The organism is Epilithonimonas sp. (genome assembly GCF_032055105.1).
GTDB lineage: Bacteria > Bacteroidota > Bacteroidia > Flavobacteriales > Weeksellaceae > Epilithonimonas.
Genome location: NZ_DAMBRK010000023.1, coordinates 1 through 14675, shown reverse-complemented (window position 1 = coordinate 14675; position 14675 = coordinate 1). Strand labels below are relative to the sequence as shown.

At 35.1% G+C, this 14675-nt stretch carries 13 protein-coding genes; 8 read left to right on the top strand and 5 right to left on the bottom strand.

The window, feature by feature from the left end; genetic code table 11:
• Nucleotides 1–41: 41 nt before the first annotated feature.
• The 3 genes from RTY06_RS15090 (at nt 42) to RTY06_RS15080 (ending at nt 2180) form a co-directional block, all read left to right on the top strand.
• A complete protein-coding gene (locus tag RTY06_RS15090) occupies nt 42–458 on the top strand; it encodes a hypothetical protein (RefSeq protein WP_312825802.1) in 417 nt (138 codons plus the stop codon).
• 74 nt (nt 459–532) lie between these two features.
• Nucleotides 533–1414 (top strand): DUF808 family protein, encoded by an 882-nt coding sequence (locus RTY06_RS15085; protein WP_312825801.1) that lies wholly within the window; start codon nt 533–535, stop codon nt 1412–1414.
• A gap of 7 nt (nt 1415–1421) precedes the next feature.
• Nucleotides 1422–2180, top strand: coding sequence for an RsmE family RNA methyltransferase (locus RTY06_RS15080; RefSeq protein ID WP_312825800.1), 759 nt, complete (start codon nt 1422–1424; stop codon nt 2178–2180).
• On the opposite strand, the gene RTY06_RS15075 is transcribed toward RTY06_RS15080, so the two are convergent.
• From RTY06_RS15075 to RTY06_RS15055, 5 genes are all read right to left on the bottom strand, one after another.
• Complete coding sequence (locus tag RTY06_RS15075) at nt 2177–2653, bottom strand: hypothetical protein (RefSeq protein ID WP_312825799.1); 477 nt, start codon at nt 2651–2653, stop codon at nt 2177–2179. The two genes, RTY06_RS15080 and RTY06_RS15075, sit on opposite strands and share 4 nt — an antisense overlap.
• Before the next feature lie 9 nt (nt 2654–2662).
• Entirely contained in the window at nt 2663–3322 is a 660-nt protein-coding gene (locus RTY06_RS15070) for an RNA methyltransferase (RefSeq protein WP_312825798.1), read from the bottom strand.
• A 92-nt stretch (nt 3323–3414) separates the two neighbouring features.
• Nucleotides 3415–5202 (bottom strand): membrane protein insertase YidC, encoded by a 1788-nt coding sequence (yidC, locus tag RTY06_RS15065; RefSeq protein WP_312825797.1) that lies wholly within the window; start codon nt 5200–5202, stop codon nt 3415–3417.
• Between the two features lie 231 nt (nt 5203–5433).
• Nucleotides 5434–7047: a CTP synthase gene (locus tag RTY06_RS15060; RefSeq protein WP_312825796.1), complete on the bottom strand. Its 1614-nt coding sequence runs from the start codon at nt 7045–7047 to the stop codon at nt 5434–5436.
• Between the two features lie 299 nt (nt 7048–7346).
• Complete coding sequence (locus RTY06_RS15055) at nt 7347–9344, bottom strand: T9SS type A sorting domain-containing protein (protein ID WP_312825795.1); 1998 nt, start codon at nt 9342–9344, stop codon at nt 7347–7349.
• Between the two features lie 257 nt (nt 9345–9601).
• Here RTY06_RS15055 and RTY06_RS15050 point away from each other — a divergent pair, with 257 nt between their 5' ends.
• The 5 genes from RTY06_RS15050 to namA all read left to right on the top strand — a co-directional run bounded on the left by RTY06_RS15050 (nt 9602) and on the right by namA (nt 14479).
• Nucleotides 9602–11167 (top strand): helix-turn-helix domain-containing protein, encoded by a 1566-nt coding sequence (locus tag RTY06_RS15050; RefSeq protein WP_312825794.1) that lies wholly within the window; start codon nt 9602–9604, stop codon nt 11165–11167.
• Nucleotides 11167–12288, top strand: a complete 1122-nt coding sequence (locus tag RTY06_RS15045) for a tetratricopeptide repeat protein (RefSeq protein WP_312825793.1) — start codon at nt 11167–11169, stop codon at nt 12286–12288. Before RTY06_RS15050 ends, RTY06_RS15045 begins: the two co-directional genes overlap by 1 nt.
• 5 nt (nt 12289–12293) lie before the next feature.
• Complete coding sequence (locus tag RTY06_RS15040; protein WP_312825792.1) at nt 12294–12749, top strand: DUF1569 domain-containing protein; 456 nt, start codon at nt 12294–12296, stop codon at nt 12747–12749.
• 113 nt (nt 12750–12862) lie between these two features.
• The gene (locus tag RTY06_RS15035; RefSeq protein WP_312825791.1) at nt 12863–13309 is read left to right on the top strand and encodes a hypothetical protein; all 447 of its coding nucleotides are present in this window, start codon (nt 12863–12865) and stop codon (nt 13307–13309) included.
• A 108-nt stretch (nt 13310–13417) separates the two neighbouring features.
• Entirely contained in the window at nt 13418–14479 is a 1062-nt protein-coding gene (gene namA, locus RTY06_RS15030; RefSeq protein WP_312825790.1) for an NADPH dehydrogenase NamA, read from the top strand.
• Nucleotides 14480–14675 lie beyond the last annotated feature (196 nt).

The window sequence follows — 14675 nt, the reverse complement described above, 5'->3', positions numbered from 1 at the left end:
CGAGACGCTCACACTAGCGGACAAACTTAAAAACAGAATTTATGAAACTACTATTAGAAGAAAAACAACTCGGAACTCAATCTAAAAAGAATTCAAAATATTATTGGATTCTGGAAACCATTACGGGTAAAGTTGAAACGCCAAGCGAAACGGAAGATTTTGGTTTGATAAGTTCTGAAACCGGTTTTATACAAGATATCAAAGAAGAAATTTTGGAAACTATCAATTCTGAAAATGTATTCAGTTTTCCATATGAGCCCAAAGAAGGCGATTTCCTCTCCATCAAAAACAACCTTAAAAAAAACGAATACCTCAATCTTATTTTCCTCAACAACACTTGGATTGAGGAAGTCTATATGTGTTCTTACCGAGAATGTGACACAGACATCTACACTACCTCGAAAACTGGTATTGCTTTCATCAGTGAAAATGAAATCGCATTTCAAAACATCAAATAAAAATAATACGTCCATTAACTTTAAGCATTGACTTTTAAAGTTTAAAACTTATTTTTGTATCAAAATAAAAAGTTATGGCTTCAGGATTCTTCGCAATCTTAGATGATATTGGCGCATTGATGGACGACATCGCAGTAACCAGCAAATTAGCAACAAAAAAAACTGCCGGAATTCTTGGCGATGACCTTGCCGTGAATGCAGAAAAGGCAACCGGATTTTTATCTTCTCGCGAGATTCCTGTTCTGTGGGCAATCACCAAAGGTTCTTTTATTAATAAACTGATTATCATTCCTTTTATATTTTTACTCAAATGGCTTTATGAGCCCGCAATCACTTATATTTTAATTGTTGGTGGCGTTTATTTGGCTTACGAAGGTGTTGAAAAAATTATCGAATTCCTTTTTCACAGAAACAAAAAAGGACACGAAGTTGTAGAAGAAAGCGCGCTGCCAGAAGAAGATGAGAACTCAGAAAAATCAAAAATCAGTTCAGCGATTAAAACCGATTTTATTTTGTCTTTGGAAATTGTGATTATCGCATTAGGAACGGTTATCGAAAAACAACATCCTCTTTTAACACAGATTCTGAGCGTTTCTTTTGTTGCCATCATTGCAACCATTGGCGTTTACGGAATTGTTGCATTGATTGTAAGAATGGATGATGCTGGATTTTTTCTGATGAAAAAGTCTGGAAACAAAGGATTTTTCTCTAGGCTTGGACAAATTTTGATTAAGGCTCTTCCAATCGTTATCAAAATATTAGGTGTTGTTGGAACCATCGCTTTGTTGTTGGTATCAGGTGAGATTTTCCTTCATAATATTGATTACATCCATCATTTACTTCCAGAAAATGCTCTTTCAAAATTAGGTTTGGGAATTGTGTTTGGTTTAGCTGCGGTTTTGTTTGCTACGATTGGGAAAAAGGTAATCTCTGCAGTAAAACCTGCTAAAAAATAAATTAGTTATGAAACTTTTCTTTGGACAGATTTTCCCTGAAATATTGATTGATTCTGATGAACAACAACACATCACCAAAGTTCTCAGAATGCGCGAAGGTGAAGAGATTTTCGTAACCGACGGAAACGGAAATCTAGCCAAAGGAAATCTTGTTTTCGAAGGTAAAAAAGTATCATTAGACGTTTCTGAAATCAAAGAAAATCTTCCCGATTTTTCACCAAAACTTCATATCGCAATTGCACCAACAAAAAACATCGACAGAATCGAATTTTTCGTTGAAAAAGCTGTGGAAATGGGAATCGCGGAAATTAGTTTTATTCTCACAGAAAAAACAGAACGTAAGAATATCAGCATCGAAAAACTGAGAAAACAAGCTATTGGAGCTTCAAAACAAAGCCACAGATTTCATTTTCCGAAAGTCAATGATTTGATTAAGTTTTCTGACTTTATGAAAAACCTTAATCCCGAAAATACATTTGTAGCTCATTGTAATGAAAGCTTGGAAAGAATTAATCTGAATGATTTAGAGATTCTTCGAAAAGCTCAGAATGAAAAAACTAATAGTTCAAACGATGTCAGTCTGAGGCTCTCGAATACTTTTTCACAATACACTTTCCTTATTGGACCGGAAGGTGACTTTTCTGATAGAGAAATTCAGCTTTTAGCAGACAAAGGAATTAAAGCTGTTTCTCTAGGAAATCAAAGATTGAGAACAGAAACTGCAGGAATTTTTGTTGCAGCTTGGAATTATGATAAGATGTTTTAGTCTAAGTTTCTGTATTTAATTTTGATTTTTTCAAATTTAATATTTCCCTTGTTAATATAATATTCCAAAGAATCATTAGTTTCAATATTTTTAAAAGAATAACCTTTCTTAATTTGAGAAATTGTGTCTCCTTGTATTTTAAACTCATAAAATTGGTACGATTTTCCAATCCCGCCTTGGATGTAAACCATTCTCCAGATTTCATTTTTCTTTTCTAATAATCTTAACTGTCTGATAGGTAGATTAGGCTTTAAAACAACATCAGTTACATTAAATTCTTCATTGGGATTAGCAATTTTTAATTCATCTTTTTCTGATGCAACAAAAAAATCTTTGATTTGTTCTGGAATTTTATTTTTATCATTTAAAATTATCCAATCGCCATCTTTTTGATTTATAATATCTCTTTTCTCTTCTTCCTTCTTACAAGAAAAAATTAAAAATAGAAAAATTAAAAGTATCAGTTTTTTCATTAAATGAAATTACAAATTCTCCCTCAAATATTTCTCCAAAATCATATCACCACTCGGAATCGAGTTTTTTGCCCATCGGATTTTCATTTGAAGTAATTTTTCTTCGGACAGCTTATAATCAATATCAGATTTCAGAAGTTTTTGTTTAAGCTCGTACATACAGATTGCGGCGGCAACAGAAACATTGAAACTTCTCGTAAATCCAAACATCGGAATAGCTAAGGTTTCATCAGCAAAGTCCAAAAGCTCATCTGTAGTTCCTTCCCATTCTGTTCCGAAAACTAAAGCTAAAGGTTCTTCGATTTTATAATCAGGAAGCATTTTTGCATTATTCTCTGCAGAAACTGCTACAATCTTGTAACCTCGATTTTTGATATTTTGTAAAGACTCAATTGTTCTCGGCATTTTTTCCACTTCTACCCAAGTGTCTGCGCCTTTAGTGACTTTTAGATTCGGTTCAAAGAAATTTTCTTTCTCCATCGCAATCACTTTGTGAAATCCACAGGCTTCTACAGAACGAACAATCGCCGCCGCATTTCTGAATTGGTAAATATCTTCCATCACAGGCAAAACAAAATCGGAACTTTCTTTGGAGTAATGTTCGATTTTTTGGAAGCGTTCCGGAGTTAGGAATTGCTGGAGATATTCGTAAGTGGATTCTAAGTTCATAGTAAATAAAAATTCAAAAAGGCTTCGACTCCGCTCAGCCTGACATACATTTGGCAAAAATAAAAAAAGCGGTAAAAATTACCGCTTAATATTTATTTTCTTTTGTTTCTTGCTTGCTCCTGTGCTTTTTGTTGCTCTTGAGCTTTCTCCATCATCTCTCTCATTCTCTTCTGGAATTTACCTTCTTTCTTAGGTTCCTTCTGTTTGTTTGCCTGAATCTGAGCGTGGATTTTTTTCTCATCAAGGATGAAATATTTAATCACCAAAATAATCACAATGTTAATCGCATTGGATACGAAATAGTACCAAGATAGACCGGATGCAGAACTATTCAAAAAGAATAGGAACGTGATTGGGAAGATGTACATCAAGACTTTCATATTCGGCATTCCTTCCTGTTGAGGCTGCTGAATGTTTCCTGAAGTCATAATCGTGTAAATCAAAATCACAATTGTACACGCAATCGCAAATACACTTAAGTGGTTTCCTAGCAACGGAATGTTGGTCCCCCAACTGATGATATCGTCATAAGCCGTCAAATCTGGAACGAACCAGAAGCTTTTTCCTCTAAGCTCCAGCATATTCGGGAAGAAACGGAAAAGTGCATAGAACAACGGAATCTGAACCAACGCAGGCAAACAACCCGCCATTTGATTCACGCCGGCTTTTCGATAAACCGCCATTGTTTCCTGTTGTTTTTTCATCGGGTCAGCATCTTTGAATTTGGCATTCACTTCATCAATTTCCGGACGAATTACTTTCATCATTGCACTTAGTTTGTGCTGTTTGAACATTACCGGAGACAAAATTAATTTTACAATAATCGTCATCCAGAAAATTGCCCAACCTGCTGCGATTCCCCAGCTAGAAAGCAAATCATACAACGGCATAAACACATATCTGTTTAATGAACCGATGAATGACCAGCCTAGTGGAATAATCTCGTCAAAGTTTTTGTCAAATGATTTCAACAAATCCATATCCAATGGCATAAAATACCAAGTGAAGTCTTGATTCAATTCATTTCCTGACAAATTAAATTGACCGTCATAATTGAATTTCTTCAAAAACTCACCTTCCGGAATAGCTTCTTGGTTTCCTTTTGATTTTGTGAATCCGTTTTTAGCTTCGATAACCGCTGCGAAGAACTGTTGTTTTACACCAATCCAGTTCAGCGTTTCGTCCGGCTCATCCATATCAGAACGAGCGTCGTAATCGTAGTCTTTATAATTGTTGAACGCATAAGAAAACTCTGTGTGAGTTTCTTCCTGCGAACGCCCTTTTTCAGCGCTTCTTACATTGTAATTCCAAACAAAATTAGCTTTACCATCATTCACTATGCTAGCCAAACCTTGCGTTTTAACTTGGAAATCTAATGCATATTTTGGTTTAAGTGTATAAATGAATTGAATAACAGCGTTCCCTACTTTTGAACTCAATGTCACAACATTTCCTGCAACTTGGGGCGCAAAAACCAAATCCTTAGTATTGAAAACCTTACCTGATTTATCCTTGAACTCGAATCCGTAATTAGAATTATTGTTATTAAAAAGATAAAGTGGTTTATCTCCGTAAGCTTTGAATTTGTTTAATTTAACAGAACTCAATTGTGCGCCAACACTAGAGAATTCAAGGGCTAACTCATCATTCTGAAGATTAACTTTCTGAACAGCAGTAGATGTTACTGTTGCAGCGTTCAGATTGGTTGCAGACACTTTTGCTTTTGCAGTCTGCTCTGTTTTTTTGGCATCTAGAGCCAATTGTTCTTGTTCAGCTTTGGCATTTTTGTTTTGGAAATAAAACATAAAACCGATAAGAATCATAGAAAAAACCCCGAAACTAATCAACTGGTTCTTGTCTAATCCGTTATTCTGTTGCATTATAGAATTGAATTTAAAGTTTAAAGTTTGAAGTTTGAAATTGACTAATACTATCAAATCTCAAATTTCAAATCTTTTATTTTGGTCTGCAAAAATAGGATTTATTTTTCAGATTCCGTTATAAAGACGAATGGCTCAAGGAAATACTTTACTCTGATGTATTAATGTAAAATGTACAATGTATTTTTCCTTATTCTGAATTATACATTGTACATTTATGTTTAATACTTTTTATTTATTATTTTTTACCGCAGCGTTAACAAACGCTTTGAATAAAGGATGTGGTGTTGCAACCGTACTCTTATATTCCGGATGATATTGAACGCCTACATAGAAAGGATGGTCTTTCAGTTCTAACGTTTCGACCAAGCCTGTTTCGGGATTAAGTCCTGTTGGAACAAGACCTTTATCTTCGAAATCTTTTTTATAATCGCTATTGAACTCGTATCTGTGACGATGACGCTCCGAAATGGTTTTTGCACCATAGATTTCAGCCAATTTTGAACCTTGTTTCAAAGCACATTTCCAAGCGCCAAGACGCATTGTTCCACCTTTTTCCACAACGTTTTTCTGCTCTTCCATTAGAGAAATCACAGGGTCTGGTGTAGATGTATCAAACTCCATACTGTTGGCTTTCGCCAAGCTTAGGACATTTCTAGCGAATTCTATGGTCATAATCTGCATTCCAAGACAGATTCCCAATAATGGAACTTTGTTCTCTCTCGCATACTTCGCAGCTTGAATCTTACCTTCGATTCCTCTATCGCCAAAACCTGGAGCGACAAGGATTCCGTCAACGCCTTTCAAGAGTTTTTCTGTACCTTCAGTTTCGATATCGCCACTGTAAACCCATCTTACATTAACTTCTGTTTCTAAATCTGCACCTGCGTGTATGAACGCTTCTGCAATAGATTTATAAGAATCCTGAAGCGATACATATTTCCCAACCAAAGCGATTTCTACACTTTTCTTAGGGTTTTTGTATTTTTTAAGGAATGATTTCCAGTCTTTCAAGTTAGAATCTTTTCCAACAGGCAGATTCAATTCTTTAAGAACAACCTCATCAAATTTTTGTCTTTGTAAATCTAGTGGAACCTCGTAAATCGTTGGCATATCGATACATTCGATAACGCTTTCGATACCTACGTTACAGAACTGAGCGAGTTTTGCTTTCTGCTCTTTCGGAATGTGATGCTCGGTTCTGCAAACCAAAACATCTGCTTGAATCCCACTTTCCATCAATTGACGAACAGAATGCTGAGAAGGTTTTGTCTTCAGTTCTCCACTAGAAGCTAAATATGGTAATAGCGTCAAATGAATAACCATAGAATTATTTTTACCTAATTCCCATTGCAACTGACGAACACTTTCTATATAAGGAAGCGACTCTATATCACCAACTGTTCCTCCAATTTCTGTGATAATGATATCATAGTCTTTTTTGGAAAGCATTTTGATTCTGCGTTTGATTTCGTTGGTAATGTGTGGAATCACCTGAACTGTTTTCCCAAGAAAATCCCCTTTACGCTCCTTTTCAATAACGGTTTGGTAGATTTTTCCGGTTGTAACGTTGTTGTTTTGTGATGTTGGAGAATCCAAGAATCTCTCGTAATGTCCAAGGTCTAGGTCTGTTTCTGCACCGTCTTCGGTCACATAACATTCGCCGTGTTCATAAGGATTAAGCGTTCCTGGATCGATGTTGATATAAGGGTCAAGTTTTTGGATGGTAACTTTGAAACCGCGAGATTTCAGTAGAAGTCCCAAAGAAGCTGAGACGATTCCTTTACCCAGTGACGATGTCACACCTCCTGTCACAAAGATGTATTTCGTTTCTTTTTTACTCATTAGATTAGGTTTGTGCAAAGTTAAAGCATCTCGACCTAAAAAACAATTTTAAAGGAACAATTAGGGTTTTGTTAACGAATAATAAAAATCACAAAGTCGCAAAAACTTAGAGAAATTATGATTCTTAAGTTGCCTATTTAAACGCTGAATCACTCGCAGCCCGGCTTGAGTGGAGCTCTTTTTCTTTTTGAGAAAAAAGAAAAAAGCGGGAACGGAAGACGGATTAAGCTGCCCAAATCATTAAAAAGAAAACCCACACCAATATTGATGCAGGTTTTTCTCATATTTATGAAGAAGATTTATTTTTTAATCACTTTGAACGTTTTTGTTTTTCCGTCCTTTGTAGATGATTTTACAACATAAGTTCCTGTGATTAGCGTTGACAAATCCAACTGAACTTTTGACTGATCAAGACTTGCAAAGTTTCTCACCAACTTACCTTCGATATTGTAAACCGAAACATTGGTTACATCTTTTTCGCTTACAAGATTTAGGATATCTTTTACCGGGTTTGGATAATAGCTCACAGATTTTGAATCAATATCATTAACACCAAGAGATTCTTTCACATCCAGTGTATAATCTTCTGACTGTCCATAGAAATAAGTTGAGTTGTCACAAGGTGTTTCCATGAATGCATCCCAGTTAAGAATCACTCTCATTCTAGCTTTTCCAACAGTTGCATCAGCAGGCACACTTATATTTCCAGTGATTTGTGCTCCATCTGTACCATCGGAAGTCACTGCTCCTACTTGATACATCTCGCCAGCATCTGCAAAGCTTCCGTTTTGGTTCCAGTCTACGAATACTGTTGCATACTCATAGCCTCCATTGGTATTAGCTTCTATTGTAATGGGATACTGAGTTCCTTGGTTAACTTCTCCTATTTTGTCCAAGAAATATTCATTGGTTTGAGAAGAATATATATCTGAAGAATTATCAATTCCTGCAAACTGGACTTTGGTAATAGAATCCACCCCCCAAGTTGGTGTCGTAGAACAATAAACATCATTAACAGTCACCTGGAAAGAACATACGTAAACGATTTTTCCGTCAGCATCTACCAAGTTGTGAACCACATTCGTCACACCAATTGGAAATTGAGAACCTGACTCTAATCCTGAAACTAAAACTGTTTGCAAACCAGTAGATGAAGAAGAGCCACAAGTCACCGGCAACGTATAATTAACCACAGCAGAAGTCTCAGAAGCACTTGCGATTGTAGTTTCTATGTGATCTGGACAAGTAATTGAGCAATCGTTGGAACTTAACAATAAACCATTAAGATTAATAGCCCAACCAGCAGCAAAAAATGGAGGAATAGAATTGTCAAAACCTGCCACATAATTTCCGTTAGCCGAAATTCCCATTCCTGTTCCTAATTTGCCATCAAAAGTTGTGACATCAACATTTTGGCTTGTTAAAATATCTTTAAGAAAAATAGGATTAGAGCTTAGTGAAGGATGATAGATAATTACTTCTCTATTTCCCGCCTGTCCTGCATATCCAACTGCAATTCCGTTTTCAGAGATTGATGTAAAAGTCGCAGAAGTAAATCCTGCAGGAATATTGAATTCTTTATAAACATTCGTATTAATCTCATAGATAAAAGGCTTATTATCTTTCACACCTACAACTTGTCCAGCATCATTAATATCTGCTGCTTCTCCATAACCCAAATCTCCAATGTAATGCACTACTCCATCCGGCGTATAATAAACAGGAATCCAATAAGTACTTCCGTTGATAGAATATTTGTTCACAAAACCTGCAACAATTCCTGAACTGTTTATCCCTTCTCCCCTACCATATTCATAAGAACCGTCTCCATCCAGTTTTTTGATAGTTCCAGCTTCTGTATCATAAATAAAAGCGTAACTGTTTTCAACACTTGTAGAGATTTGTCCTGTAACATACTTACTGTTTTCAGAAATAGCATTAGCATTGCTAAACCAGCTGTTTTCAGGAACATCGCCAACGAAATAACCTATAGCTGTCCAAATTCCATTTTTTCTAAATGCCGCTTGACCAATTTCGCTTTCATCCTCAGCAGTAAAAGCCATTAGTCCAGCAACATCACCAGCACTGTTGAGCCTATTGGTATTTTCTCCGCCTTCTGTTGGCGTTGTAGCAGCAGTAGCAAAATCGAAATAAGCACCAGAATGAATTCCCATTCCATTGCTATTGATGTCGTAAAGACGTGAGCCCATTCCGTTGAGAACTTTCAGTTCCATTTGCTGGGCATTAAAAGCAGACATTGTAATAACGCCTAACAAAAGCGAGTAAACTTTTTTCATAATAGTTAATAAAATATTGATAGTAATTTTTCTTCGGTAGTTGATTGAGTTTTCGTCTCAAAAACTTGTTTACAATTTTATGTCATAATCCTATCAATTCCTAAAGTTTGGCTTTTGTAATTCGTGAATTTTTAAAGTATTAAATCTAAAAACAACTGATTTTCAAATATTTAACAAAATCAATATATCAATACATTTTTCACTAAAGAATTATCAAAATTCCTCAAATTCACAAATAAAAAAACTATTTTTGTAGTATGTTCAGGGTATTTTTTTTGTGGTTGATGGTTTTTTCCGGCGTCATTTTGATTTCGGCGCAAAGCAATCCAGAAACATCACAACTTCTTGACAAAGCCTACAAAAGTCTTTACGAAAATCCTGACAACGCTTTCCAGATTCTCCAAAATATTGATGAAAATAAAGAGAGCGAACTCATCAAACAACGTGTTCAAATCATCCTTTCCAGAGCTTATAATTTTAAAGGTGATTATGCTAAATCGATTGAACAATCTATCGACAATCTGAATAAAAATAGAAATGAAAACAATTCTTTCTATGCATATTATGCTTTAGCTCAGCAATATCAATCCTTGAGATTATATAAACAATCCATAAGAATCTCTCAAAATCTGGTTGATAAAGCTTCGAAGATAAAATCAAAGCAATATCCTGAAAACCTATTGGCTTACATCTACCAATTGCACGCTTCTAATCTAATGGTTGAAAAAAAGTGGAAAGAAGCAGAAGAAAACCTTAATCAAAGTCATTCTCAATTAAAAAACACGGATGAAGATTTTATCATTTCGATAGAAAATCAGATTTACCAAACTTTCATCTATATTTCTCAATATCAAATTGATAAAGCTAAAAAACTGGTTTATGAAATTCAGGAAAAACTAAAAAAAACGCCTCAATATGTATTTTTGAGAGCTTTCAATCTGGATAATTTGGGGCGAATTAATTTCCTTAAAAAAGATTATTCAAAATCAACTGAAAACTTGAATGAAGCTTTGGAATTAATTCAAAACAAACCTTACAACGCTTTGAAATATCGAATCTACGATGATTTGTCCAAGAATTACCTTGCGTTGAAAAACGAAGATTTGTATCAGAAATATTATTCAATATATAAAGAACAAACCGACAAACTCGACCAAAGTAAAAAAGAGGCTTTACGTAATCTAATTAAGTTGAATGAGCAATATGAAGCCAAACGTATTGAAAATTCTCAAAGCAATTTTGTTAATAATATTCTGATTATTTTCATTATTTGTTTGATTGGAATTATCGCCATTATTCTCATTAGTATTTCAGAAAAAAGAAAAGCAAAATCAATCCAAAAACAAATCGAATTCTACACAAAACAACAGGAATTTATTGAAAAACTGAGTCAAAAAGAAGTTGTTCCAGAAGAAAAAACTGAAAAATCGGAATCAGAAACATCCAGAAAAACACCATTGATTTCGAAAGAAAAAGAAGCAGATATTCTTTCTCGTCTTGAAGAATTTGAAAAATCGGAAAAGTTCTTGAGTAAGGAAATGTCTCTCGCTGTTCTAGCCGGACAATTGGAAACCAACACCAAATATCTATCAGAAATCATCAATAAATACAAAGAAAAGAATTACAACAATTACATCAACGAACTAAGAATCAATTACATTGCTTATCTCCTAAAAACCGATTCGGCTTATCTTAATTATAAAGTAAGTTATCTCGCTGAGAAAGCAGGATTTTCGTCTCACAGCGCATTTACAACTGTTTTCAAATCTGTGACAGGAATTTCGCCAAACACTTACATTCAACAATTGACTCAGAACAAATAATGAAACGTTTACTTTTCATATTAGTTATTTTCTCTTTTACCGGAATTTTCAAATCCCAGTACAATGAGCAATTGTATAAAAAAGCGCTTTCTGACATTTATCAAAACCCTGAAGAATCTCAGAAAATAGCTACGGAAATGCTGAAAAATGAGAAAAATCCGGACAATCTCATCAAGCTTTACAAACTTATATCTCATTCTTATATTTCAAAAAGGGACTTTGACAAATCTCTGGATTGGGTTCTGAAGATGAAAGAACTGAGTAAAAATGTGACCAATCCCGAGCAAAAAGTAAAAATCCTGAATGCAACGTCTATACAATATCAGCAGATGGGACTCAACAGCAAGACTTTGGAAATCTTGGACGAATCTTATCAAATTTGTAATCAACTTCCTGACGGGAAATTCAAGACTTATTATCTTGGACTCAATTCTGCTTTGAGAGGTTTGGTTTATAAATCTCAGGATAATAACGAGTTGGCTTTGGAAAAACTTCTCATCGGTTTGGACTACATCAAAAAAGTTGGAAACTATGATAATGCTGTTGCCAACTCCAGTGTTTTCCTTTACAACATCGGCTATTGCTATTTTTATTTGAAAAGATATCAGGAAGCCGAAAAGTATTTTCTAAAATCCGCTGAAGTTGCAAAATCTGTTGGAGCAGAGAGTTTGGAGGCTTTTGCCTACAAAGGTTTGTCGGAGAATCTGACGGTTTTGGGAAAACATCAGGAAGCGATTGAGCTTTTGAAAAAATCTGTCAATCTGTCCAAAAAAGTTGGCGACCTTGTCTTGAGTGAAGGAATTTACAAAGGTTTTTCTGACAATTATCTCGCACTTCAAGATTGGAACAATTATGAAGTGTACAACAAACTGTACATCGAGACCAAATTTGCCAGAGAACAAAGCGAGCTCACTTCCCTCAACAAAAGCATCGATGTCCTGAATCAGGAAAACAACAAAAAAATCGAGGAACAAAAAAACAGATTGAGAATCATAAGCTTCATTATTATCACCATTTCTTCAATCATTTTTATTTGGTTTCTTCTTAAATTAATCAAGCACAGAAAGCGCAACAAATTATTAATAGAAAAGCTCAATCAGATAAATAAAATCACGACCTAAAAAAAATGAAGAATATATTTGACCAAAACGACACTTCGCATTTCATCAAGAGAATCAATGCACTCACGGAAGATTCTTTCCCGAAATGGGGCGTAATGTCCGTTGACAAAATGCTAGCTCACTGTAATGTGACTTACGAACTCATCTACGAACAGGAAAAACACAGAAAGCCTACTTTTATCACCAAATGGCTTTTAAAAAACTTCGTAAAGTCCAAAGTCGTGAGCGAAACGCCTTACAAACACAACTCTCCAACTTCCGCGATGTTCGTGATTACCAATGACAAAGTTTTCGAAGAAGAGAGAAAAAGAATCATTGGGTTCATCCAAAAAACACAACAATTAGGAGCAGAAGCTTTTGACGGAAAAGAGAGTTTCAACTTCGGAAAACTCACTGCAACCGAATGGAACAATATGATGTCCAAACATCTTGACCATCATTTGACACAGTTTGGAGTTTAATTTTAGGGCAACTTATCCGCCTTCCGCTCCCAATCTTTTTACTCCACTTCGTTTCGTAAAAAGGATTTCCGCTCAAGTCGGGTTGCGAGTAATTCAACGTTAAAAAAGTAGTTATGAAAAAAGTAATTTTTCTTTTAGTCCTTATTTTCGGATTTACAATTTTCAACGCACAAGAAGTTGAGAAATTAATCAAAAACAACAACGAATTTTTCACTGGAAAAATCGATAATTCAGCCAATCTAAAAGTTCTTTTCGAAACTATTTCTACAGAAAATCAGGAAAAAGACACTTACAAAGTTTTTGGTTTTTCGGATGTAGAAGGAACAAAAGCTTACTTCGAAGGAACTATAACTTTGGATGCAGAAAAAACTCAAAACTCAAAAGACCAATCCAAAATCTACGATTTGAAATTGTCGGAAAAAGGAAACGGAAAACACAACGGAATCTTCTCCGGAGAATTAACGCTCAAAGAATCATCAGACAAAAACCAATTGAAATTCGAAGGAACCTGGACCAATTATGGAAACACATTGAGTTTTCCTTTTTATTTCAATAATTAATAATAATCTTTCGAGAACCTCAAGATGACAATCTTGTGAAATCTTTAATGTAAAATAAGTTTGTCAGGCTGAGGCTCTCGATGCCTTTCAATAATAAAAAATCTAAAAATGAAACTTTTCACACCAATAACATTTAGAAATGTAGAACTGAAAAACCGAATCGTAATGTCGCCAATGTGTATGTATTCTGCAGAAGACGGCGTTGCGAATGATTTCCATTTTGTTCATTACGGAAGTCGCGCTCAAGGTGGCGCAGGACTGATTATCGTAGAAGCAACAGGCGTTGAACCACGCGGAAGAATCACGAACAAATGCCTTGGAATCTGGAATGATGAACAAGCTTTGGCTTTGAAAAAAATCGTTGATTTTGTTCACCAGAATTCGGAAAGTAAAATCGGGATTCAACTAGCTCACGCTGGACGTAAAGGTTCTATTTCTGCTGAAACTAACCGACAAATGAGTTTGGAAGAAGGTTGGGAAACCATTGCTCCAAGTCCAATTCCTTTTCATCATTCCGAAAGAATTCCTCACGAATTATCTGTTGAAGAAATCAAAAATTTGGTGGAAGATTTTCGAAAAGCAACTAAAAGAGCGGTTGATGCAGGATTTGATGTGATAGAAATTCACGGGGCGCACGGTTATTTGATTCATCAATTTTTGTCTCCTCTTTCCAATACAAGAACCGATGAATATGGTGGAAATCCGGAAAACAGAGCAAGATTCTTGATGGAAATTGTGGATGCAGTAAATTCTGAAATTACAGAAAGACAAGCACTTTTTGTAAGAATCTCCGGAACCGAATATGCAGAAAATGGTTGGGAAATCACCGACAGTGTAGAATTGACTAAAATTTTAAAAACCAAAAATGTAGATTTGGTCGATGTTTCCAGTGGTGGAAATATCAACGGTGTAACCATTCCTTTGAGACCAAGTTATCAGGTTCCTTTAGCAGAAGATGTTAAGAAAATTTCAGAAATTGCAACTGGCGCAGTTGGATTAATCACTTCGGCAGAACAAGCCGAAGAAATTTTAGAAAACGGACAAGCAGATTTGATTTTCTTGGCTAGAGAAATGCTGAGAAATCCTTATTTCGCAGTTCAATCTTCTTGGCAAAATGGCGATGATTGTTTTTATCCACATCAATATTTGAGAGCGAAACCATCAAAATAAAAAAACCGCCCTCACAAAAAAGAACGGTCTTTAAATGAATTATTGTTTATCATTTTGGAGTTACTAAGGTAGATAAATAATAAAAGCAAACTAGTTTTAGCAAACTGATTTTTAACATAAAACGATTAAAAAAACTCTCCAAAAATGGACTGCCCCCAAAAAGTTATACACTTTTTAGGGGCATTTTTTATGAGAA

Bases quoted from the DNA above. Each gene is read 5' to 3' on its own strand.
- RTY06_RS15050 (WP_312825794.1), top strand. From the start codon at position 9,602: ATGTTCAGGGTATTTTTTTTGTGGTTGATGGTTTTTTCCGGCGTCATT.
- namA (WP_312825790.1), top strand. From the start codon at position 13,418: ATGAAACTTTTCACACCAATAACATTTAGAAATGTAGAACTGAAAAAC.
- RTY06_RS15070 (WP_312825798.1), bottom strand. From the start codon at position 3,322: ATGAACTTAGAATCCACTTACGAATATCTCCAGCAATTCCTAACTCCG.
- RTY06_RS15060 (WP_312825796.1), bottom strand. From the start codon at position 7,047: ATGAGTAAAAAAGAAACGAAATACATCTTTGTGACAGGAGGTGTGACA.
- RTY06_RS15055 (WP_312825795.1), bottom strand. From the start codon at position 9,344: ATGAAAAAAGTTTACTCGCTTTTGTTAGGCGTTATTACAATGTCTGCT.
- RTY06_RS15035 (WP_312825791.1), top strand. From the start codon at position 12,863: ATGAAAAAAGTAATTTTTCTTTTAGTCCTTATTTTCGGATTTACAATT.
- RTY06_RS15085 (WP_312825801.1), top strand. From the start codon at position 533: ATGGCTTCAGGATTCTTCGCAATCTTAGATGATATTGGCGCATTGATG.
- RTY06_RS15040 (WP_312825792.1), top strand. From the start codon at position 12,294: ATGAAGAATATATTTGACCAAAACGACACTTCGCATTTCATCAAGAGA.
- RTY06_RS15090 (WP_312825802.1), top strand. From the start codon at position 42: ATGAAACTACTATTAGAAGAAAAACAACTCGGAACTCAATCTAAAAAG.
- RTY06_RS15080 (WP_312825800.1), top strand. From the start codon at position 1,422: ATGAAACTTTTCTTTGGACAGATTTTCCCTGAAATATTGATTGATTCT.
- RTY06_RS15075 (WP_312825799.1), bottom strand. From the start codon at position 2,653: ATGAAAAAACTGATACTTTTAATTTTTCTATTTTTAATTTTTTCTTGT.
- yidC (WP_312825797.1), bottom strand. From the start codon at position 5,202: ATGCAACAGAATAACGGATTAGACAAGAACCAGTTGATTAGTTTCGGG.
- RTY06_RS15045 (WP_312825793.1), top strand. From the start codon at position 11,167: ATGAAACGTTTACTTTTCATATTAGTTATTTTCTCTTTTACCGGAATT.